Below are 20,250 nucleotides of genomic sequence, written 5' to 3'. Positions count from 1 at the left end.
CGGTGTGTGCGCATCGTGTTACTGCTCGGCTTGTTTGGAATAATGATGGCTGGGTCGCGTTTGCTAGTTGATTGGCTAAGCGTGCAATTTCCTGAACACGCAAAGTTAATAGATATGCATGGTTTTCTTCCGTTGATGGGACTCTGTTTCGCCTTAGTGACCAAACCGCTGTTGCGGGCATGCGGCGTCCAGGTGGCAAAGCCGGGGCGTTCCGAAGACCGAAGTACGGAGGATCGCTAAAGCTGACACCCTCCCGAGAATCAGCCTGTGCTTGGCATAAGGGAGAACTGGCGCAACAAATGCTTTTCGATAACGATCACGACTACACAGACGAACAAGGCCGCCGAACGAAAATGGTAACGACCCAATATATGCCCCGCACTTCAATAGTTTTTGCTGGAAAACGGCACCTCACTTTGGCGCTGATGTCGCTGGCCGCTTTGCCTTCGGCTTACGCCCAAGACTCTGTCTGCGCGCGCGTCAAGCTCGAGATCAAGCAGGAACTCACAATGGAACGCCAGGGCTTCGATGCCGAAATGAAGATTCACAACACCACCGAGAGTGGCGTGATCGACAACGTCGCCGTGATCATTAAAGTGACCGACGAGTACGGCGTGCCGGTTGCCGTGTCGGACAACTCGAACGACACCTCGGCCAAGTTTTTCGTGCGCCTGTCGAACAAGGAAAACATCGCCAATGTGGATGGCAGCGGTGTGGTCGCATCGAAAACCACTGGTGTCGTCAACTGGCTGCTGATCCCCGCTCCCGGCTCGGCCGGCACCGGCGCGGCCGGCAAGAAATACCTGGTTGGCGCAACATTGAAATACCGCTTCGGCGGCGCCGATTCGGTGCTCGAGCTCGATCCCGACGTGATCACCGTCAAACCCTTGCCCTTGCTGACCCTGGACTACTTCCTCACCAAAGACGTGGTGGCGGACGACCCGTTCACGCCGCAGATCGAAGCGGCCGAGCCGTTCACCCTCGGCGTGCGCATCAAGAACAATGGCCTGGCCACCGCCAAGAACATGAAGATCGACTCGGCCCAGCCGAAGATCATCGAGAACAAGCAGGGCCTGCTGATCAACTTCCTGCTCACCGGCAGCTACATCAACGACGCGCCGGCGCAAAAGTCCCTGTTGCTCGATTTCGGCGACATCGCCGGCAACAGCAGCAAGATGGGCCGCTGGAACATGGAAACCACCCTGGCCGGCAAATTCGAGGAATTTACCGCCCGCTTCACCCACGCCGATGAACTGGGCGGCGCGCTCACCTCGATCCTGCAGGCCACCAATACCCACCCGCTGATCCACGATGTGCGGGTCGACCTGCCCGGGCGCGACAATGTGCGCGACTTCCTGGCCCAGGATGGCGACGTGATCCGCGTCTACGAGTCGGACGGCGCCGATACCATCGTCACCAACCGCAGCGCCGCGGCTAGCCTCACCCCGGTGCCCGGCAGCAGCAATTACCGCCTCACTTTCCCGGCCACCGCCGGCTTCGCCTACGCGAAAGTGGCCGATCCCTTCAAGGGCACCAAGACGGTCGGCACCATCGTCCGTTCCGACGCCAAGCAGCTCGGCCCGGAAAACACCTGGCTGTCGAAGGCGCGCAATACCAGCACCAATCAGTGGGATTACTACGTCAACTTCTTCGACGTCAACACCACCGGTGCCTACGACAGCGCCTTCGACGTGCCGGACACCGGCGTGCTGCCGCCAGTCATGCAGTTCATCGCCGACCGTACCGTCGAAGTAGGCAAGCAGACTTCCTTCATGGTCGAAGCGAGCAGCCCGGCCGGCAAGGCGGTGACCATCTCGGCCGCACCGCTGCCGGGTGGCGCCAAACTGGTCGCGCAGGCGGCCGATCCGGCCGCGCCGGGCCTGGCGCGCGCCGCCTTCGACTGGACTCCGCCGGCCGGCAGCGCCGGCACCTATCCGATCACCTTCAGCGCCAGCGACGGCGCCCTGAGCGTCAAGCGCGTGGCCACCGTCACGGTGAAAGAGACCATGATCGCCTCCGGTCCCGGCACCCCGTCGATCGCGCTGCCGCGTGCGGGCGCGACCAATGTGGAAGTGACGCGCACCGACATGCAGGTACAGACCTCGATGGATCCGAACGACAAGACGTTCAAGATCCAGTATGAGCTGTACCTCGACGAGGCCGGCACGAATCTGTTCACCAGCAGCATGTCCGACAAGCCGCCCCAGAAGGACGCCAGTGGCGCCACCGTCCCGGTGCCGACCACCTGGACCCTGCTCGGTCCGCTCGCCTTCGACACCACTTACTGGTGGCGCGCCCGCGCCACCGACGGCACCCATTACAGTCCATGGGTGTATTCGCATTTCCGCACGGCGTCGATCGCGCCCGCGCCGGCCGCCTTCAACCAGACCAGTCCGGCGCCGGATGCCGTGGTCAGCAGCCTCAATCCCGTGCTGGCGTGGACCAACAGCGCCGCCGACAAAAATGCCTCCCCGGTCAGCTACGCCGTCACGGTCTACAAGGATGCCGCCCTGACCGAGGTGGTCGCGACGGTCGCCAATGTGCCTGAATCGGCCAGCGGCACCACCAGCTGGACCGTGCAGCCGGCGCTGACCAACCTGGCCAAGTACTACTGGCGCGTGGTGGCCACGCGTGCCTTGGGCGCGATCAACACCGCCACGCCGGCGCCCGAGCCGGTGGGCGCAAAAACCTCGTCGACGCCGCGCGCTTTCACGGTCAACAGCGCCAACCGCGCGCCGGGCGCACCGGTGCTGGTGGCACCGGCCGCCGGCATCAGCGCCTCGCTGACCCCGACCCTGAGCGTCGAGCCTGCCGTCGATCCGGAGCAGGATGCGCTGACCTATGTGTTCGAAATCGATAGCGCCAACACCTTCGATTCCCCGGCCAGGCGCAGCAGCGGCAAGCTCGCCGGCGGCGCCGGCCGCGTCAACTGGGTCGCGCCCGCCCTGACCGAGAACACGCTCTACTGGTGGCGGGTCAAGGCCCAGGATGCCCAGGGCGAGTCGGCCTGGACCCAGGGCAGCTTCCGCGCCAGTGTGGTCAATGAAGCGCCGGCGGTGCCGAAGTTCAAGAATCCCGGCGCCGATGCCTGGACCACGTTCGAGCAGCCGATCCTGGAAGCGTTCGCGGCGGCCGATCCGGAAGGGGACGCCGTCAGTTATCAGTTCGAAGTCTACAGCGACACCCGCCTGGCCAGCAAAGTCGCCTCGGGCACGTCGCCGAACACCTCGCTGGTGGTGCCGGTGCCGCTGCTCAAGAACACCAAGTACTGGTGGCGCATCCGCGCGCTCGATCCACAAGGCGCGGCCAGTAACTGGTCCTTGCTGTCGGCCTTCACGGTCGGCAGCGGCGGCTCGCAAGGGCCGACCATCGCCCTGACCACGCCGACCATCTCGATGCTGCCGGATCTGGTGACGGCGGCCGGTGGCATCAAGAAGCAGGTGACCTTGCGTTGGGAAGGCACCGATCCGAACCTGGAGCCGACCGTCTCGCTGTACTACGGCACCGACAAGGGCAGCTATACTGGCACCCCGATCGTCGAGAACCTGCGCCAGGGCCGCGGTATCCGCTCCGGCAGCTATGTGTGGGATGTCAGCACCCTGGCGCCGGGCGCCTACCGGGTGTATGCGAAAGTGTTCGATTCGCGCGGCATGGGCCAGGCTTATGCGCAAGGCGCCGTGGTGATTCCGCATCCGGTGCAGAGTGCGGGCATGAAGGTGTTGCGTATCATTCTCAATACCACCGAAGGTGCTGGGCGCCCGGTGACGGTCATGTGGGGCAAAATGGACACGACCCCGGCGTTTCTGCCGGTGGCGGGCAATGGCAACCATTGGCAACCGATTGCACCGGTCAACCTGGTGTCCGGTAACCGCTCGACGTTCACGGTCTATCCTTATCAGTGCAGCAAGCAAGCCGCTTTCTTCCCGGTCACCGTCGGCCCGGTCAGCACCGACGATCCGGATTTCGCCGGCCAGGTCGCGCAAGCCCCCGACACGGGCATTATCAAGTACATGGCCTCGAATACCGGCGACGAAACGTTGCGTGTCTGCGACATCCGGATTCTGTCGTCGCGCGTCGTCAGCGGCACCCTGTCCGACTATACGGTCAGCGCACGCTTGAGCAACCTGGGGGCCGGCCTGGCGTCCGCGCTGGCCACGCCATCGATCAGTGGCGCCGATTTGACTGCTACAGGCACCTTGAAATTCGGTACAATCGCGGCTGGCGAAACCGGAAGTTCCGAAACCGTTGTAACGGTACGGGCGCCGACAATCGACGGTTCCGCCGAGATACTTAAAAGAGGTTTGCAATGGTCGGTACAGTTGACGCGGTAAGCGCGGGAAAGAGTTCGATGGCGCGCGTTGACCGAGAGGTTGCATTGTAATGAAGCCAGCAGACCGGACGACGGCCACGCCGTCGTCCAGTGCCGTTCCCGGCACAGTAACGCCGGCAGTGCGCTGGCGGCTGACCGTCGAAACAAGCGACGGCCGTACCCAGACCCTCGAACTGGCCGACATGGCCGAAGCCGAAGCGGTGCGGCGCGCCGCCGCGCGCGGCTTGCGCGTGCTCGGCGTCGAGGCGTTGGGGGCCACCAGTGCGGCCAGCGCGGCGCATGTCCAGTTTCCCCTGATCCTGTTCAGCCAGGAATTGCTGGCCCTGCTGGACGCCGGCCTGAACCTGACCGAAGCACTCTCGACCCTGCAAGCGAAGGAGCGCTCGGCGCCGGTGCGCGCCGTGCTCGGCCAGTTGCTGCAATCGCTGCGCGAAGGGCGCACCTTGTCCGACGTGCTGGAGGCAGCCCCGCAGTATTTTTCGGAAGTGTATGTGGCCACCGTGCGCGCCTCGGAACGCACCGGCGACCTGCCGCAGGCGCTGGGGCGCTACATCGCTTACCAGACCCAGTTTGAAACGCTGCGCAAGAAGCTGGCCTCGACCGCGATCTATCCCGCCATGCTGCTGCTTGTTGGCGGCTTCGTCACCCTGTTCCTGCTCGGCTATGTGGTGCCGCGCTTTGCGGTGGTGTACGAATCGTCCGGGCGCGACATTCCATGGCTGTCGGCCATGCTGCTCGCGTTCGGCAAACTGATTTACCAGAACTGGCAAGTCGCGCTGCTGCTGGTGCTGTCCGGCTTCGGCACGCTGGGCTGGGCCGCCAGCCGCCCGCAGGGCAGGGCCTGGCTGCTGGCCTGCGTGCTGCGCCTGCCATGGCTGGCGGCGCGCGCCGACGAGTACCGGCTGGCGCGCTTTTACCGCGCCGTGAGCCTGCTGCTGTCGTCGGGCGTGTCGCTGGCGCGCTCGATGGGCATGGTAGGCGGCTTGCTCGGGTCGCACCAGCAGGCGTCGCTGGCCGCCTGCCGGCTGGCGGTGGAGCAGGGCCGCAGCCTGTCGAGCGCCCTGGTCGACGCCGGCCTGGCCAGCGCCGTGGCCGAGTCGCTGGTGAAGGTGGGCGAGCGTTCCGGCCAGATGGCCGAGATGCTCGAACGCGCCGCGCGCTTTGCCGATGATGAATTTTCGCGCTGGATCGACTGGGCTTCGCGCCTGCTCGAACCGGTCTTGATGGTGGTAATTGGGTTGGTGATAGGGACTGTTGTGGTATTGATGTACATGCCGATTTTCGACCTGGCCGGGAGCCTGCAATGAACGCGCCGCAAGCGCTGGCGCACGCGCTCACGCCGGCGCTGCTCGTGCAGGCCAGGCAGCTGTGCGCGCAGGGCGACCTGTCGCTGCTGGCGGCCTTGCAGCAGGCCAGCGGCTGGCCAGCGCCCCAGCTGATGGCGGCGCTGGGCGAGCAGTTCGGTTATCCGGTCGTGGCGATGGCCGAGCTGCACGCGCTGCAGCCCGATTTCGACCTGATCGCCTACACCGACGCGGTCCAGCGCGGCGTGCTGTGCGCGCGCGCCGGCGCCGGCCAGGCCACGCTGCTGCTGTCGGACCCGTTCGACGGCGCCGCCGAGGAATGGGCCCTGCGCCGCTGCGGCGGCGTCCATCCGGTGCTGGTGCTGGTCCATCCGGACGATCTGCAAGCCTACCTGGTCCAGCAGGAGCGCCTGCTGCGCGCCATGGACGGCTTCGAGGCGGGCCTGGCCGTGGGCGGCGACGAAGAAGTCGCCGCCGTGATCACTTTGTCGAGCATCAACGACGACGCCAGCGCCGTGGTCAAGCTGGTCAATTCGACCATCTACGACGCCCTCAAACTGCAGGCCAGCGACATTCATCTCGAATGCGACGCCGGCTGCCTGCACGTGCTGTACCGGATCGACGGCGTGATGGTGGCGATCACCCAGGTGCAGGGCCAGGACATGGCCGAACAGGTCATCTCGCGCATCAAGGTCATGGCCGAGCTGGACATCGCCGAACGGCGCGTGCCGCAGGACGGGCGCTTCAAGGTGCGCGTCAACGGGCGCGACATCGATTTCCGCGTCTCGGTGATGCCCAACATCTTCGGCGAGGATGCGGTGCTGCGCCTGCTCGACCGCCAGTCGCTGACCGAGGAAGCGAAGGCGCTGCGCCTGGAGCACCTGGGGCTCGACGCGCACGCCATCGCCGGGGTGCGCAAGCTGGCCGCCAAGCCGCACGGCATGCTGCTGGTGACCGGCCCGACCGGCTCGGGCAAGACCACCACCCTGTATGCGGCGATCACCGAAATCCATACCGGGCGCGACAAGATCGTGACGATCGAAGACCCGGTCGAATACCGCCTGCCGCGCGTGCTGCAGATTCCCGTCAACGAGAAAAAAGGCCTGACCTTCGCGCGCGGCCTGCGTTCGATCCTGCGCCACGATCCGGACAAGATCATGGTGGGCGAGATCCGCGACAACGAAACCGCCCAGATCGCGGTCCAGGCCGCGCTCACGGGCCACCTGGTGTTTACCACGGTGCACGCGAATAATGTCTTCGATGTGCTCGGGCGATTCCTGCACATGGGGGTGGACGCCTACAGTTTCGCCGCCGCGCTCAACGGCATTGTGGCGCAGCGCCTGTTGCGCAGCAATTGCCCGCTGTGCGCGGTCGCCATCGAGCCCGACCCGGCGCAACTGGCCGAAGCGGGGCTGAGCGCGGACGAGGTGCGCGACTGGCGCTTCAAGGCCGGGCGCGGCTGCGGCCATTGCCGTGGCGTCGGCTACAAGGGGCGCAAGGCGGTGGCCGAAGTGCTCATTCTCGATGACGCGATGCGCGAACTGATCGTTGCCCAGGCCCCGATTTCGACCATGAAGGAACGGGCCGCGCTGGCCGGCCTGCGCCCGCTGCGCGTGACGGCCCTGCAGGCGGTGGCCTGCGGCGAGACCACGCTCGAGGAGATCATCCGTGTCGCAGGCTGATACCAGGTTCGCGCCGTCCGGCGACACCCTGCTGCTGGTGATCGGCGCCGAGCGCATCGAATGGGCCGTGCGCGCCGGTGCCCGGTGGCGCGCCGACTGCGCCGGTAGCGAGGCGCTGGAGCCCGGCGCCGGCGAGGCCCTCGCCGGCGCGCTGGGCCGGCTTGCGGTGGCGCTGCCGCTGGCCGCCATGCGCGTGGTGGTGGCCGACAACTGGCTGGCCAGCGCCACCTTGCCGTGGAGTTCCGTGGTCGAACGCGGGGTCGGCCTCGATGGCGCCGCGCGCGCGCGCCTGGCCGCCGCCGGTGCCGATGTCGGCGGCGCCGATACGGTGCGGGTCGACGCGGCGCCGTTCGGCGCGCCGCGCGCGGTGCACGCCTACCCGGCCGCTCTGCTGGCGCTGTTGAACCAGACTGCGGCCCGGCTCGACACGCCGCTGGCCTCGGTCCTGCCATTGTCGGTGGCGTGCTGGGAATATGCGCGCCGGCATGGCGCGCGCGCGCCGGCCGCCCTGGCCGTGCAGGATGCCGGCCTGCTGATGCTGGCGCGGCGCGCCGACGGCGCGGCCAGGCACATGGCCGACCTGCTGGTGCGTTACGCGCCGCAGGCGGACGCCGACGGCCCCCGGCAATTGCACCAGTTGTGGCAGCGCCAATGCCTGCGCGATCCGCAACTGGCCGCGCTCGAACAAGTGACGCTGCTCGACCTGGCGCCCGATGGCGCGCCGCCGGCGGCGCCGTTTGTCGCGCCCGTCTGGGACAGCGGCGAGCGCGCAGGACCCTCGCGCGCGCTGCAGGTAGCGGCCGGCGCGCCGGCGCACCGGCTCGATGCGCTGCCCCAGCGTAGCGGCCTGACGCCGCCGCGCATGGCGGCGCTGGCGCTGCTGGCGCTGCTGGCGCTGGTGACCGTGGCGGCGCTGCTCAACGCGGCACAGGCCAGCCGCAGCGCCGCCATGCTGCGCGAGCGCCTCGAGGCGACACCAGCGCGCACCAGCGCGGCCGCGCCAGTGCTGGCATGGAGCCGTACCGAGCTGGCGCGGGTACAGGCGGTCAACGTGGCGATCCGTGAACTCAATTTGCCGTTCCCGGCCATCTTGCGCGCGCTCGCTCCGCCGCCCGACCTGCGCGTGTCGGTCTTGAGCGTGACCACGGCGGCCAGCCAGTCCGCCGCCCAGCCGTCGCATGTCAAGCTGGTGGCCGAGGCGGGCAGCGGGGCCGAGATGGCGCGCTACGTCGCCTTCCTGGCCGAACGCGCACCGTTTACCGGCGCCTATCTGACGGAGCATGAAATCGACGAGACCTCGCCCGGGCGGCCGTATCGTTTTACTGTGGAGGCAGCATGGAAGGATTGAGCCGCGCGCGCTGGACGCATCCGCTGCGGCGCCCTCTCGCGCGCGCGGCATGGCATGTGCGGCGACTGGGACCGTTCGGCTGGTCCGTGCTGGCGTGCGCCGGCCTGACGCTGGGTGCGCTGTTGCTGGCGCACCAGCAGGCGCTCAGTGCCGGCGCGCTCGAAGCGCGCCTGGCACAGCGCGGCGCCGAGCGTGGCGCCGGCGCGCCGCGCCGCGCCGCCAGCTTCGACCAGGCGGGTGCGCGTGCGCGCCTGGACAGCTTCGACCGCTTGCTGCTGCCGCATGGCGAGATCCCGGCGATGGTGCAGCAAATGATTGAACTGGGCGCCGCCGAAGGGCTGATCATGCAGCGCGGCAGTTACCGCGCCCAGTCCGACAGCGCCGGCCGGTTCTTGCGTTACCGCATGACCTTGCCGGTGAAGGGCTCGGGAAAAGCGATCCAGCGCTTCATGAAGACCGCCCTGCGCGAACAGCGCAGCCTGGCGCTCGAGAGCGTGCAGTTCCGGCGCGCCGCCGTGGGCGCCTCCGAGGTCGAGGCACGCATCCAGTGGATTGTCCTGAGCGCGTTGCCGCAAGCCGATGGCGCGCACGCCGACCTGCCCGAGGAGGCGCCATGAGCGCCGCGCTCAAGCGCGCTTTGCTCGGCGCGGCGTTGCTGGCGACGCTGCTGGCGGCGTGGTATGCGCCGGCTCCGGACGGCGCTGTGGTCGAGTCGAGCGCGCCCGCGCGCGCGCCGGGGCCGGCGCAAGGGGCGCGCGTGCGCGGCGCCAGCGCCCCCCTGGTCGACGTGTTGGCGATACGCGCGCGTGACGGCGACGACGATGACGATGACGACGCCGGCCTGTTCGTCGGCGCGGCGCGGCCGGCCGAGGCGGCAACTGCGCCGCCGCCTGCGCCCGCGCCGCTGGCCGAGCCGGCGGCGCAACTGCCGCCGCTGCCATTTCGCGTGCTCGGCACGCACGAACAAGCCGGTAAAACCGTGGTCTTCCTTCAACAAAATGAATTCAACCACGTGGTACGGGTCGGCGACACCATTGGCGACACCTACAAAGTGGAAAGCCTGGAAGGCAGTACCCTGACATTGCGCTACCTGCCCATGAACCAGACGCAAACGCTCGACCTGGGCCGCACGCTGAAAGAAGAAAAGTGAGAATGACAATGAAGTTGATGCAAAGCCGGCCGCTGCGACGCATGCGCTCGGCCACGGGAACAGCGCTGCTGGGCGTGGCGTTGTGCGCGGCCTTGCTGGCCGGCTGCGGCGCCGCGCGCGTCTACGGCGAGGGCACTGCGCTGCTGGCCGAGGGCAAGACCATGCAGGGGCTGGCAAAGATGGAGGAAGCGGTCAAGATGGACCCGAAGAATCCGGAGTTGCGCATCGGCCTGGCCAACCGCCGCCATTCGCTCGTGACCGCGCTGGTCGGCGCGGGCGAGGGCGCGCGCCGCGAGGGACGCCTGAGCGACGCCGAGAAGGCTTACCGCGAGGTTCAGGTGCTCGAGCCGGAAAACGCGATGGCGCGCCAGGGACTCGAGTCGCTGGTGACAGCGCGGCGCCACCGCCTGGTGATGGCCGAGGCCGAGGAATTGCTCAAGCAGGGCGGGACGGCCAACATCGCCGATGCCATCGAGAAGATGCGCCCGGTGCTGGCGGAAGGGCCAAAGCAGAAAGAAGCCATGAACCTGAAGGCGCGCCTGGAAGAGGCGCGCGCCAAGGATGCCCGTCCCGACATCAAGCTGGCGGCCGCCTTCCGGCAGCCGATCTCGCTCGAGTTCCGCGATGCGCCGCTCAAGTCGGTGCTGGAAGTGGTGGCCAAGGTGTCCGGGCTGAACTTCTATTATGACAAGGACATTCGTCCCGATCTGAAGGCGACCGTGTTTGCGAAAAACACCACCACCGAAGACGCGATCCGCTTGCTGCTGGTCACCAATCAGCTCGAGCAGAAAATCCTCAACGAGAATTCGCTGCTGATTTATCCGAGCACGGCGCAAAAGCTCAAGGAGTACCAGACCCTGGCCGTGCGCAGCTTCTATCTGACCAATGCCGACGTCAAGGCGGTGTCGAACTCGATCAAGACCATTGTCAAGACCAAGGACATGGTGGTCGACGAGCGCCTCGGCATCATCATCGTGCGCGATACCCCGGAAGCGATCCGGATCGCCGAACGCATCGTCGCGCTGCAGGACCTGGGCGACTCCGAAGTGCTGCTCGACGTGCAGGTGATGGAAGTGAAGCGCTCGCGCCTGATGGACCTCGGCGTGCAATGGCCGAGCCAGCTTGCACTGTCGCCGCTGCAGGTGGGCAGCAACCCGCTGACCCTGGACACCTTGCGCGGACTAAACAGCGGCAATATCCAGGCGACCCTGGGCAATGTGCTGATCAAGGCAAACAAGGAAGACCAGACCGGCAATATCCTGGCCAATCCGCGCATCCGCGTGCGCAACAAGGACAAGGCCAAGATCCAGATCGGCGACCGGGTACCGGTGATTACGACCACCTCGACCTCGACCGGTTTCGTTTCCGAATCGGTGGCCTATGTCGATGTCGGCCTGAAGCTGGAAGTGGAACCGAATATCTATCTTGATGACGACGTCGCCATCAAGGTCAACCTGGAGGTGTCGAACCTGGTGCGCGAAATCGTCAGCCGTTCCGGTACGCTGGCCTACCAGATCGGCAGCCGCGGCGCCAGCACCGTGCTGCGCCTGAAAAATGGCGAGACCCAGATCCTGGCCGGCTTGATCAGCGATGAAGACCGCACCACCGCCAACAAGGTGCCGCTGGTGGGCGACCTGCCGATCGCCGGGCGCTTGTTCGGCAGCCAGAAAGACGATACCCAGCGCACCGAGATCCTGCTGTCGATCACGCCGCATGTGGTGCGCAGTATCGGTCGCCCGGACATGCTCGATGCCGAATTCGATTCCGGCACCGAGGCGAGCATCGGCACGCCCACGCTCAGGCTGGCGACCGCGCTGGCGGAGCCGGCCGACAAGGAGGGCGCCAAGGAGGCGGGCAAGGGCGCCGCCAGGGATGGCGCGCGCGAGGTCGCCACCGTCAGCGCCGGCACCGGCGCGGCCGCAGGGGCGGTCGCGCCCGACAGCAGGGCGGGCGCGGTGGGCACGTTCAGCCTGGCATGGCAGGGACCGGCGCAAGTGAAGGTCGGCGAGCAATTTAGCGTCGTGCTCAAGCTGAGCAGCGAGCAGGCCTTGCGCGGTTTGCCGGCGCTGATGGGCTTCGATCCGCAGGTGTTTCAGGTTGCCAACGTCCAGGAAGGCGACTTCTTCAAGCAGGGTAACGGCAAGACCAGTTTTACCCAGCGTGTCGATGCGGCGCAGGGCAAGGCGTTTTTTGCCCTGGTGCGCCAGAGCGAAAGCGGGAGCGACAATGGTATCAATGGCAGCGGCGCGCTGGTGACCGTGACCTTCAAGGCGCTCAAGGCGGCGGCCGCGACCAAGCTGCAATTGCTCTCCGCCACGCCCGAACCGGTGTCGGTCGTGCCGCCGGCTTTGCCGGTCGAACACGTCATGCGCGTGGTGCCCTGATGCGTGGGGCGCGCCGGCGGGGCGGCTTTACCTTCATCGAACTGATGATGACGCTTGCCATCATGGCGGTCATGGTCACGGTGGCGGTGCCGCTGGCGCAACTGACCGCGCAGCGCCAGAAGGAGCATGACTTGCGCGCCGCGCTGGGGCAGATCCGCGAGGCGCTCGACGCCTACAAGCGCGCCGCGGAGCAGGGGCGGATCCTGGTCAGGGTGGGCGAATCGGGGTATCCCAAGACCCTGGACGAGCTGGTGGACGGGGTCGAGGACCAGCGCAATCCGGCCCGGCAGAAGCTGTATTTCCTGCGCAGCTTGCCGCGCGACCCGATGGCGCCCGAGGCGCGCGCCGCCGCCGCGACCTGGGGGCTGCGCAGTTACGCCTCGCCGGCCGACGATCCGGGCGAAGGCGACGATGTGTTCGACGTGTTTTCCAAGTCCGGGCAGCAGGGTCTCAATGGCGTACCGTACAGGAAATGGTAATGAACGATGCACTACCTGGCCGGCGCGCCGGCTTTACCCTGGTTGAATTGCTGGTGGTGATGGCGATCGTCGCCTTGCTGCTGACGATTGCCGTGCCACGGTATTTTGGTTCGCTGGCACGCTCCAAAGAGGTCGCACTGCAGGAAAACCTCAAGGTCATGCGCATCAGCCTGGATAAATTCTCCGGCGACAAGGGACACTTTCCGGAGTCGCTGGAGGAACTGGTGAGCGAGCGCTATTTGCGTGCGGTGCCGCTCGACCCGATCACCGAATCGGCCCAGACCTGGGTGCTGGTCGAGTCCAGCGAGCCGGATGCGGGCGGCATTGTCGACGTCAAGAGTGGGGCGCCCGGTGAGAGCGGGGATGGGCAGCCGTATGCGTCATACTGAACGGTTGCCGGGGATGCGCGGCCAGGGCGGCTTTACCTACTTGTGGGTATTGCTGCTGGTCGCCTTCATGGGGCTGGGGCTGACGGTTGCGGTGGAAGTCGATGCGACCGCCGCCCGCCGCGACCGCGAGCGGGAGCTCCTGATCATTGGCCGCCAGTTCCAGACGGCGCTGGGGCGCTATCACGAAAGCGAGTTGACGGCCGGTAAAAAGGATTACCCGGCCAGCCTCGAGGAGTTGCTGGAGGACCGCCGCTTTCCCGGCGTGCGTCGCCACCTGCGCAAGATCTTCGTCGATCCGATGACCGGAAACGCCGAATGGGGACTGGTCATGCTGGGCGGGCGCATCGTCGGGGTGCATTCCCTGTCGGACAAGACACCGATCAAGCAGGCCGGATTTGCGCCCGAGCACGCTGCCCTGCGCGGCAAGCAGAAATACTCGGAATGGCAATTCCTGTATCCGCCCGATCTGGCCATGTCCGAGCCAGCCGCGGGCGGCGCGGGCGTCGCCGCGCCGCCCGCGACCATCGTCCCAGCCACCACAGAAACCACCGAAATCAATCGCCAGGAAAATTTGAAATGATGTCTTCAATTACAGGGGCGCGCACGCGCCAGTGGCCGCGCCTCTTGCTGCTCGCGTTGGCCTGCGCCGCGGCGCCGGCCTCGGCCCAGGCGCCGCAGTCCAGCAGCCTGGCCGAGGGGCTCAAGAGTATCAAGCGCGCCGATAATGTGTGCCGCAGCGACGATGGTGGCGTTGCCGGCGGCGCCGGCGCGGCCCAGCCGGCCGAAGCGCGCCCCGACCTGGGATGCGCTATCACGGTGGACGCCGCGCAAGCACTGCTGCAAAAACCGGAGACCATCCTGTTCGATCTGCGCCCCGACGTCGAATATCAATTATTCCGTATCAACGGCGCCTTGCATGTCACGCTGGCGGACCTGCGCGGCAAACCGTATTGGCGCAACAAGACGGCCATTTTGGCCGGGAACGGCAAGGCTGAGCGCGAACTGTACAGCGCCTGCACCCAGCTCAAGCAGCTCGGTTACAAGTCGGTGCATGTTTTGCGCGGCGGCACCCCGGTGTGGCTGGCCGCCGCACAGCCGGTGCTGGGCCGGGCGCCGTCCGCCTCGCAATTGCAGCGCCTGGCCGCATCCGAATTCTGGACCGAAGCACAGAACGGCGACAATCTGGTCGTGCTGGACAAGTCGCAGAGCGCCTTCTTGAACGAGATCGCCTTTTCGGTGGAATTGAACGACACCACGGCACTGGCGATCCGCACCGTGCTCGAGCGCCGCCGGCGCGCCATGAAAACGGGCGGCGTGTCGGCCGTGGTGCTGGCGGCCGGGTCGAATGTCTCCGACCAGCGCCTGGAACAGATGCAGCAAGCCTTGCTCCCGATTCCCTTGCTGGTCTATACCGGCACGCGCGAGAGCTATGTGGCGCAGGTGGCTGTGCAAAAGGCGGTCTGGCTGGCGCACGAAAGTGGACCAAAGCAGCTTCCCTGCGGACTGTAGAACGCCATGCAACGGCGCAGCGTTCTGAAGGCGGGGTTGGCGGCGCGCCTGTGCTCGCCGCTTGTCCTGCTGGCGCGTCCGGCGCGCGCCGGCCAAGAGGCGCCGGTGCGGCGCCTGCGCTTCGCCGTCACGTTCATCAATCCATTCGAGCGCGACCTGGCGAACCAGGCATTCTGGTGCTATCTGCCGGCCGAGCTGGCACCTCGGCAGCGCCTGCGGCAAGTGCAGGTATCCATGCCGCACACCATGCACAGTGATGCGCTGGGACACCGCATCCTGGGCTTGTCGTTCGCACGTTTTCCCGGCATGGGGCAAAAAGTCGTCACCTTGACCGCCGAGGTCGATGCCAGCCCGGCTGCCGATACGGGCCTGGCCGCGCCGCCCGATGGCGGCGACTGGCTGGGGCCTGAGCGCTATGTCGAGTCCGATGCGGAGCCGATCCGGGCGCTCGCCGCGCTCCTGCGCAGGCCGACAGCAAGCGAGACCACACGCGCCATCTACGATTGGGTGTGCGGCAATCTGACCTACGCCGGTTATTTGGCGGACGACTTTGGCGCTTTGTACGCCTTGCGCGAGCTTGGCGGCGACTGCACCGAATACGCCGGTCTGGTGGTGGCGCTGGCACGCGCCAATCGCATTCCCGCGCGGGTGCTGGGGGGCTACGTGATGACGCAGGACGGCGTGCCGCGCCCCCAGGATTATCACAACTGGGCCGAAGTGTTCATCGACGGCGCCTGGCGCACCGTCGACGCGCAGAAACAGAGCTGGTTGCCGCCTGCGGGCGCCTATGTCGCATTTCGCATATCGCGTGACGCCTTGAGTAATCCAGTGGGGCAGGCCCACCGCTACCGGACCGACGGTGAGATGCAGGTGCGCTTCTAGGCCCGGCCTGGTCCCGCCAGGGTGCCTAAAGTGGGTTTTTCCAGGCGCCCGGCCAGGCCGCTACGGCGCGTCCCGGTGCACATCCCGATAAGCCAGCATATCGAGCAAACGCTCTTCCTTGTCCGCATCGAAGCCGCAGGTCGCCTCGAAGCGCGCCGGATTCTCGTACGTCCCGAACAGCATGTCCCACCATACGATATCGCCGTAGTTATTCTTGTGCCGTCCGTACTGATGGTGGATGCGGTGCATTTCCGGGCGCTGGAAGACGTAGCCGATCCAGCGCGGCGTGCGCACGCTGGTGTGATAAAAGAACTCGCCCAGCGCCGTGCAGAGGGTGTAATACGCGCCAGCCTCCGGCGACAGTCCCAGCAAGGTGTACACCAGCAAGCTGCCGATGACCGAGTTCACCAGCATTTCCCCCGGATGTTTATAGAACGAGGTAATCACCTCGATGCGGCGCGGGCTGTGGTGAATCTGGTGAAAATGCAGCCACAGCCAGTCGACTTCATGGCGCCAGCGGTGCCACCAGTAAAACACGAAGGTGGCGATGAAGTAGGCCAGCATGCCGCCCGCGACCGGGTTCAGGTAATGCGACAGCCGGAACACGGACACGGCCGACAGCCAGCGCTCCCAGCTGATCCCGGCCAGCACCACGATGCCCAATTGGGCCGCGTTGATCAGCAACACCCGCAGCGGCCAGGTGCGAATTTTCGGCAATGTCCAGCCGGGTATGATGCGTTCGAGGACGAAGCACGCCGCGAACACGGCGAAGATGATGGGTAGCATAAGGAACTCCTGTGCGGGTCGGGAAGGCAGTTTTGCACGACCGGCTGCGATGTAAAGCCGGCATGCTCCCGGTACTGCCACACGGTGCCGTTGGTATCGCGCCACGATGCTGCGCTGCGCCCGCCCGGTGCCGGATATCCCCGTTTCCTGCCGCATGCCGACGCCACGCCCGACGTCCTTGGCGCCGTTGCGGCAGCCTTTTTCGGGCTTGCCAACCCGTGCCGATGCAGCCGTCATGAGCAGCGTCATGCCCCGCGCATAGCTTCGCCATCCTCGCTTCCACAGCAATAATTAATTTTCAAAATGTTAATAATCTTTAACCAATACTTACGTTAAACTTGTTTCGTTGTTGATATTTATGCAACGCATTCTGCATATTCACGACCGTGGATGTGCTAACCAATACAAGGAAGAAAATGACAAGAGCAATTGGTAAACGTATGTGTGCGATCGTGATCGGTGGCGTGGTCGGCGCTGCGGCGCTGGCGGGCGGCGCCAGCGCCCAGAACGGCGGCGCTGCGCCGGGCCAGCCGGCTGGCGCTGCGGCGCTGCGGCAAGCCCCGGCAGCGCTGCAGGCGCCGATCCGCAACGAAGCAGGTACCATCCGTTACATCGTCCTGTTCGCCGACACGGCCACGCAGCGGTATTCGGCCAAGGCGGTCAGCGACCCGCGCTTCGGCGCCGAACACGACGGCAAAGTGATGCGCCTGCTGCACGAGGTCGAAGCCGCGCACCGGGTGGCCGCCACCCATGCCTACAGCCACACCTTGCAGGGCTTTGCCGCCTATCTGACCGAACAGCAGGTGACGGCGCTCAGGCGCGATCCGCGCATCAAGTCGGTGTCTCCGGACATCCAGGCCGAGGCCAGCGCGAGCGCCGTGTGGACCGACGTGCAGGTGGGCGCGAGCACCTTGCCCTGGGGCGTGCAGGCCGTTGGCGGCAGCGCGGCCAGTACCGGCGCCACCACCGTATATGTGATCGACAGCGGCATCGCCAACCATGTGGACGTGCCGGTCAGCGCGCGCTGGAACGCCCCTGGCGCTTGCGCAATCGGCAAGTATCCGCATGCGACCTTCGTGGCCGGCATCATCGCCGCCAAGAACGACAACGCCGGCGTCACCGGGGTCAACGCCGGCGCCAAATTGGTCTCGCTGGCCTACGGCGACCCGACCTGCGCGGTGGGCAGCAACAGTTTTGCCAACGTGATCGCCGCCCTGGACGAAGCCAAGCGCCGCATCCTGGCCGAGGGACGCATGGGCGTGGTTAATCTGTCGAGCAATTTCCAGATGGTCAACCTGACACCCGACCGCATGCCGCTGGTCGCCGCTTTCCAGAAGAGCGTGCGCACCCTGATCGCGCCGGACAGCGCCAGCGGCTATCGCGGCGCGGTGTTCGTGCAGTCGGCCGGCAACCGCTACAACGACGCCTGCTTCTACAGCTTCAACGACAAGCTGCCGTCCGACGGCGCGCTGGTCGTTGGCGCGATCGACAGCAACGGCCAGCCGGCCCAGCCCCTGAACGGCAGCGGCGCCTTTGCGCCGCTCGACCCCAAGGGCGTGACCGAGATGGGCTCGAACTTCGGCGCCTGCGTCGACGCCTGGGCGCCTGGCAAAAACGTCAGGTCGACCTGGATGAACAGCTACGCATCGACCTACGTGGTCAGTTCCGGCACCTCGTGGGCGGCGCCCCACGTGAGCGCGCTGGCGGCGCGCCTGATCGAAACCACGCCCACCCTGCGCACCCCGGGCGAGGTGGAAAACGCGATCCGCGCGCGCCTGGTCAGCGGCGGTGCGCTGACCCAGGGCACGCCGTTGCGGGTGGCCAGCATCGCCGGCGCCGCGCACAAGGCCAAGCCGACTGTCGAATTCAAGATCGGCGGCCAGCGCTCGAGCCCCAACCCGGCCATGCTCGGTGTGGCGCCCAACCCGGCGCTGACCGCCGCCACCCCGTTCGAGCTGCGCTATGAGGCGCTGGGTGCGCAAAGCTGCGATATGCGTGCCTATGTCGACGGCAACCTGGTCGAGCAAAAGCTGGCCGGTCCGACCTCCTTCAACTGGGGCAGCGTGACGCGCGCCCCGGGCGTGCACCGCTGGGATGTCGACTGCCGTTCCGCCAATGGCGAGACTAATAGCGCCAGTGCGTCGGCGCGGGTGGCGCGCGGCCTGGAGCCGGTCATCACGTTCAGCGTCGACGGCGTGCCGACGACCAATGGCGTGCCGCCTGTGTCAACCAGCGTTCCCGTCACCGTGTCCTACCAGGTGACGAACGCAACATCGTGCACGGCGGAGGCTTACCGCCGGCTCCCGGTGGAATTCTTCGAAACGTGGTACGACAACAAAAACGCGCCGACCTCGATGCGCTGGGCGCCGCTGAAGCTGGTGAGCGGCGGCGAGTACTACTGGCGTGTCGTTTGCGTCAATCGCAATGCGCCGGGCGCGCCCGAGTCGCAGGAGAGCGTGGGACTGCAGGCCTTCTGATCGGTCGATGAGGCGCGCCGCAGCTGGCGGGCGGCGCGCCCGACGGCCAGAACGGTTTATGATCCGGAATCAAGATCAACTTTCCGGAGAATCCCGCCATGCCGACGATCAGTGCCTTCCAATACGTTCCTCCCTTCGCCCAGGGCGTGGTGCGCGATCTGCGCGTGCGCTGGGCGCTCGAAGAAGCCGGCCTGCCTTACGACGTTCGCCTGATCGGGCGGGCCGACCAGAGCGCGCCCGACTACCTCGCCTTGCAACCGTTCGGCCAGGTGCCGATGCTGCAGGACGGCGACTTTGCGATGTTCGAATCGGGCGCGATCGTGCTGCATATCGCGCAGCGCAGCGGCGCCCTGTTTCCCAAGGATGAAGCGGGCAGGGCGCGCGCCGCCAGCTGGATCTTCGCGGCCCTGAATACGCTCGAGCCGCCGATCCAGCAACTGGCCGCGATCGACCTGTTTTTCGCCGGCGAGGAGTGGGCCGGGCTGCGTCGCCCCGGCGCGCTGGACGACGTGCACGTGCGCTTGAGACAGCTGGCCGCGTGGCTTGGTGAGCGCGACTATCTCGACGGCGCCTTCAGCGCGGGCGACCTGATGATGACCACGGTGCTGCGCCTGCTGCGCCACACCGCCATCCTCGACGCGTATCCGACCCTCAAGGCTTACCAGGCGCGCTGCGAAGAGCGCCCCGCGTTCCGCAAAGCGCTGCGCGACCAGATGGCCGCGTTCGAGCGAGCCTGATCAGGCGCTCTTGCGCAGCACCCACTGCACCAGGGCGTCGCCCTCGGCGTCGACGACGGTGGCGCCAGGTTCGAAGCCGAGTTTGCCGACCACGCGCAGCGAGGCCGTATTGTCCTTCGCGATCTGCGCCAGCACGCGCTCGACCGCGCCGCTGGCAAAGGCGATGCGCGCCAGTTCGGCCACGCCCTCGGTGGCGATGCCTTGGCCATGCCAGTCGGACGAGACGCCGTAGCCGATTTCGACCTGGCCGTCCTGTGGCTCATCCTTGAAGCCGCAGGCGCCCACCACCATCTGGTCGCTCACGCGCAGCATGACAAAGGTGGCGCACCAGGCGGGGCTTTTGCCGGCCTCGATCAGCGCCAGCGCGCGCTGGGCGACAAAGGGGGGCGGCAGGGCGCCGGGGGCGGCGTGGCCGGTGAGGTGGCGTGGAACGCGCGCGGCGGCAAGCGTGCGCAGGTCGGCAAGGCTGAGAAGCTGTAAGATGATCGTCATGGAATGTGTAGCGGGGATAAAAAAGCCCCGCTCGAGAGCGGGGCTTTTTACATCGGTGAGTGCTTAAGCAGCCTGGATGTTGGAAGCTTGCTTGCCTTTAGGGCCTTGCGTGACTTCGAATTGAACTTTTTGACCTTCTTTGAGGGTCTTGAAACCGTTCATGTTGATTGCGGAGAAGTGCGCGAACAGATCTTCGCCGCCGTCATCTGGAGTGATGAAGCCAAAACCTTTGGAATCATTGAACCACTTAACTGTACCTGTTGCCATAAAAGAACTTTCAAAATTATAACCAATCACACGA

General features: G+C 66.3%; 17 protein-coding genes. 14 read left to right on the top strand and 3 right to left on the bottom strand.

The features are described from left to right. Positions 1–509 precede the first annotated feature (509 nt). From F2P46_RS29720 to F2P46_RS29665, 12 genes are read left to right on the top strand one after another with little or no spacing between them, the layout of a single operon-like run. The gene (locus F2P46_RS29720) at positions 510–4,331 is read left to right on the top strand and encodes a putative Ig domain-containing protein (protein ID WP_166897104.1); all 3,822 of its coding nucleotides are present in this window, start codon (positions 510–512) and stop codon (positions 4,329–4,331) included. A 49-nt stretch (positions 4,332–4,380) separates the two neighbouring features. Further along, positions 4,381–5,637 carry a type II secretion system F family protein gene (locus tag F2P46_RS29715; protein ID WP_166897101.1) on the top strand — a complete coding sequence of 419 codons (1,257 nt, stop codon included), beginning with the start codon at positions 4,381–4,383 and terminating at the stop codon, positions 5,635–5,637. Next, entirely contained in the window at positions 5,634–7,316 is a 1,683-nt protein-coding gene (locus F2P46_RS29710) for a GspE/PulE family protein (protein ID WP_166897098.1), read from the top strand. The genes F2P46_RS29715 and F2P46_RS29710 overlap by 4 nt, the downstream gene beginning before the upstream one ends. Further along, the gene (locus F2P46_RS29705) at positions 7,303–8,664 is read left to right on the top strand and encodes a hypothetical protein (RefSeq protein WP_166897095.1); all 1,362 of its coding nucleotides are present in this window, start codon (positions 7,303–7,305) and stop codon (positions 8,662–8,664) included. The genes F2P46_RS29710 and F2P46_RS29705 overlap by 14 nt, the downstream gene beginning before the upstream one ends. Next, positions 8,652–9,281: a hypothetical protein gene (locus F2P46_RS29700; protein WP_166897092.1), complete on the top strand. Its 630-nt coding sequence runs from the start codon at positions 8,652–8,654 to the stop codon at positions 9,279–9,281. The genes F2P46_RS29705 and F2P46_RS29700 overlap by 13 nt, the downstream gene beginning before the upstream one ends. Beyond that, positions 9,278–9,814 carry a hypothetical protein gene (locus tag F2P46_RS29695; RefSeq protein ID WP_166897089.1) on the top strand — a complete coding sequence of 179 codons (537 nt, stop codon included), beginning with the start codon at positions 9,278–9,280 and terminating at the stop codon, positions 9,812–9,814. The genes F2P46_RS29700 and F2P46_RS29695 overlap by 4 nt, the downstream gene beginning before the upstream one ends. Before the next feature lie 2 nt (positions 9,815–9,816). Further along, complete coding sequence (locus F2P46_RS29690) at positions 9,817–12,198, top strand: cohesin domain-containing protein (protein WP_166897086.1); 2,382 nt, start codon at positions 9,817–9,819, stop codon at positions 12,196–12,198. Continuing rightward, a complete protein-coding gene (locus tag F2P46_RS29685) occupies positions 12,198–12,677 on the top strand; it encodes a type II secretion system protein (RefSeq protein WP_166897083.1) in 480 nt (159 codons plus the stop codon). Before F2P46_RS29690 ends, F2P46_RS29685 begins: the two co-directional genes overlap by 1 nt. Then, positions 12,677–13,066 carry a prepilin-type N-terminal cleavage/methylation domain-containing protein gene (locus F2P46_RS29680; protein ID WP_166897080.1) on the top strand — a complete coding sequence of 130 codons (390 nt, stop codon included), beginning with the start codon at positions 12,677–12,679 and terminating at the stop codon, positions 13,064–13,066. Before F2P46_RS29685 ends, F2P46_RS29680 begins: the two co-directional genes overlap by 1 nt. Next, the gene (locus F2P46_RS29675) at positions 13,041–13,646 is read left to right on the top strand and encodes a type II secretion system GspH family protein (RefSeq protein WP_208296825.1); all 606 of its coding nucleotides are present in this window, start codon (positions 13,041–13,043) and stop codon (positions 13,644–13,646) included. The genes F2P46_RS29680 and F2P46_RS29675 overlap by 26 nt, the downstream gene beginning before the upstream one ends. Beyond that, positions 13,643–14,575: a rhodanese-like domain-containing protein gene (locus tag F2P46_RS29670; RefSeq protein WP_166897077.1), complete on the top strand. Its 933-nt coding sequence runs from the start codon at positions 13,643–13,645 to the stop codon at positions 14,573–14,575. The genes F2P46_RS29675 and F2P46_RS29670 overlap by 4 nt, the downstream gene beginning before the upstream one ends. A gap of 6 nt (positions 14,576–14,581) precedes the next feature. Further along, positions 14,582–15,457, top strand: a complete 876-nt coding sequence (locus F2P46_RS29665) for a transglutaminase domain-containing protein (protein WP_166897075.1) — start codon at positions 14,582–14,584, stop codon at positions 15,455–15,457. Between the two features lie 60 nt (positions 15,458–15,517). Here F2P46_RS29665 and F2P46_RS29660 read toward each other — a convergent pair whose 3' ends face one another. Then, positions 15,518–16,243, bottom strand: coding sequence for a sterol desaturase family protein (locus tag F2P46_RS29660; RefSeq protein ID WP_166897072.1), 726 nt, complete (start codon positions 16,241–16,243; stop codon positions 15,518–15,520). 416 nt (positions 16,244–16,659) lie between these two features. On the opposite strand from F2P46_RS29660, the gene F2P46_RS29655 reads away from it, so the two are divergent. Further along, entirely contained in the window at positions 16,660–18,720 is a 2,061-nt protein-coding gene (locus F2P46_RS29655) for a S8 family serine peptidase (RefSeq protein ID WP_166897069.1), read from the top strand. A gap of 98 nt (positions 18,721–18,818) precedes the next feature. Next, complete coding sequence (locus F2P46_RS29650; protein ID WP_166897066.1) at positions 18,819–19,457, top strand: glutathione S-transferase family protein; 639 nt, start codon at positions 18,819–18,821, stop codon at positions 19,455–19,457. Here the strand turns inward: F2P46_RS29650 and F2P46_RS29645 are convergent, their stop codons facing one another. Both F2P46_RS29645 and F2P46_RS29640 read right to left on the bottom strand, forming a co-directional pair. Continuing rightward, entirely contained in the window at positions 19,458–19,949 is a 492-nt protein-coding gene (locus tag F2P46_RS29645; RefSeq protein ID WP_166897063.1) for a GNAT family N-acetyltransferase, read from the bottom strand. It abuts the gene before it with no gap. 63 nt (positions 19,950–20,012) lie between these two features. Then, a complete protein-coding gene (locus F2P46_RS29640; RefSeq protein ID WP_010395943.1) occupies positions 20,013–20,216 on the bottom strand; it encodes a cold-shock protein in 204 nt (67 codons plus the stop codon). Between the last annotated feature and the right edge of the window lie 34 nt (positions 20,217–20,250).

The organism is Massilia sp. CCM 8734 (genome assembly GCF_011682155.1).
GTDB lineage: Bacteria > Pseudomonadota > Gammaproteobacteria > Burkholderiales > Burkholderiaceae_D > Telluria_A > Telluria_A rubra.
The sequence above is the reverse complement of the archived record's forward strand: the minus strand, read 5'-3'. Positions and strand labels throughout refer to the sequence as shown.

Bases quoted from the DNA above. Each gene is read 5' to 3' on its own strand.
- F2P46_RS29720 (WP_166897104.1), top strand. From the start codon at position 510: ATGGAACGCCAGGGCTTCGATGCCGAAATGAAGATTCACAACACCACC.
- F2P46_RS29715 (WP_166897101.1), top strand. From the start codon at position 4,381: ATGAAGCCAGCAGACCGGACGACGGCCACGCCGTCGTCCAGTGCCGTT.
- F2P46_RS29710 (WP_166897098.1), top strand. From the start codon at position 5,634: ATGAACGCGCCGCAAGCGCTGGCGCACGCGCTCACGCCGGCGCTGCTC.
- F2P46_RS29700 (WP_166897092.1), top strand. From the start codon at position 8,652: ATGGAAGGATTGAGCCGCGCGCGCTGGACGCATCCGCTGCGGCGCCCT.
- F2P46_RS29695 (WP_166897089.1), top strand. From the start codon at position 9,278: ATGAGCGCCGCGCTCAAGCGCGCTTTGCTCGGCGCGGCGTTGCTGGCG.
- F2P46_RS29690 (WP_166897086.1), top strand. From the start codon at position 9,817: ATGACAATGAAGTTGATGCAAAGCCGGCCGCTGCGACGCATGCGCTCG.
- F2P46_RS29685 (WP_166897083.1), top strand. From the start codon at position 12,198: ATGCGTGGGGCGCGCCGGCGGGGCGGCTTTACCTTCATCGAACTGATG.
- F2P46_RS29680 (WP_166897080.1), top strand. From the start codon at position 12,677: ATGAACGATGCACTACCTGGCCGGCGCGCCGGCTTTACCCTGGTTGAA.
- F2P46_RS29675 (WP_208296825.1), top strand. From the start codon at position 13,041: ATGGGCAGCCGTATGCGTCATACTGAACGGTTGCCGGGGATGCGCGGC.
- F2P46_RS29670 (WP_166897077.1), top strand. From the start codon at position 13,643: ATGATGTCTTCAATTACAGGGGCGCGCACGCGCCAGTGGCCGCGCCTC.
- F2P46_RS29665 (WP_166897075.1), top strand. From the start codon at position 14,582: ATGCAACGGCGCAGCGTTCTGAAGGCGGGGTTGGCGGCGCGCCTGTGC.
- F2P46_RS29660 (WP_166897072.1), bottom strand. From the start codon at position 16,243: ATGCTACCCATCATCTTCGCCGTGTTCGCGGCGTGCTTCGTCCTCGAA.
- F2P46_RS29655 (WP_166897069.1), top strand. From the start codon at position 16,660: ATGACAAGAGCAATTGGTAAACGTATGTGTGCGATCGTGATCGGTGGC.
- F2P46_RS29650 (WP_166897066.1), top strand. From the start codon at position 18,819: ATGCCGACGATCAGTGCCTTCCAATACGTTCCTCCCTTCGCCCAGGGC.
- F2P46_RS29645 (WP_166897063.1), bottom strand. From the start codon at position 19,949: ATGACGATCATCTTACAGCTTCTCAGCCTTGCCGACCTGCGCACGCTT.
- F2P46_RS29640 (WP_010395943.1), bottom strand. From the start codon at position 20,216: ATGGCAACAGGTACAGTTAAGTGGTTCAATGATTCCAAAGGTTTTGGC.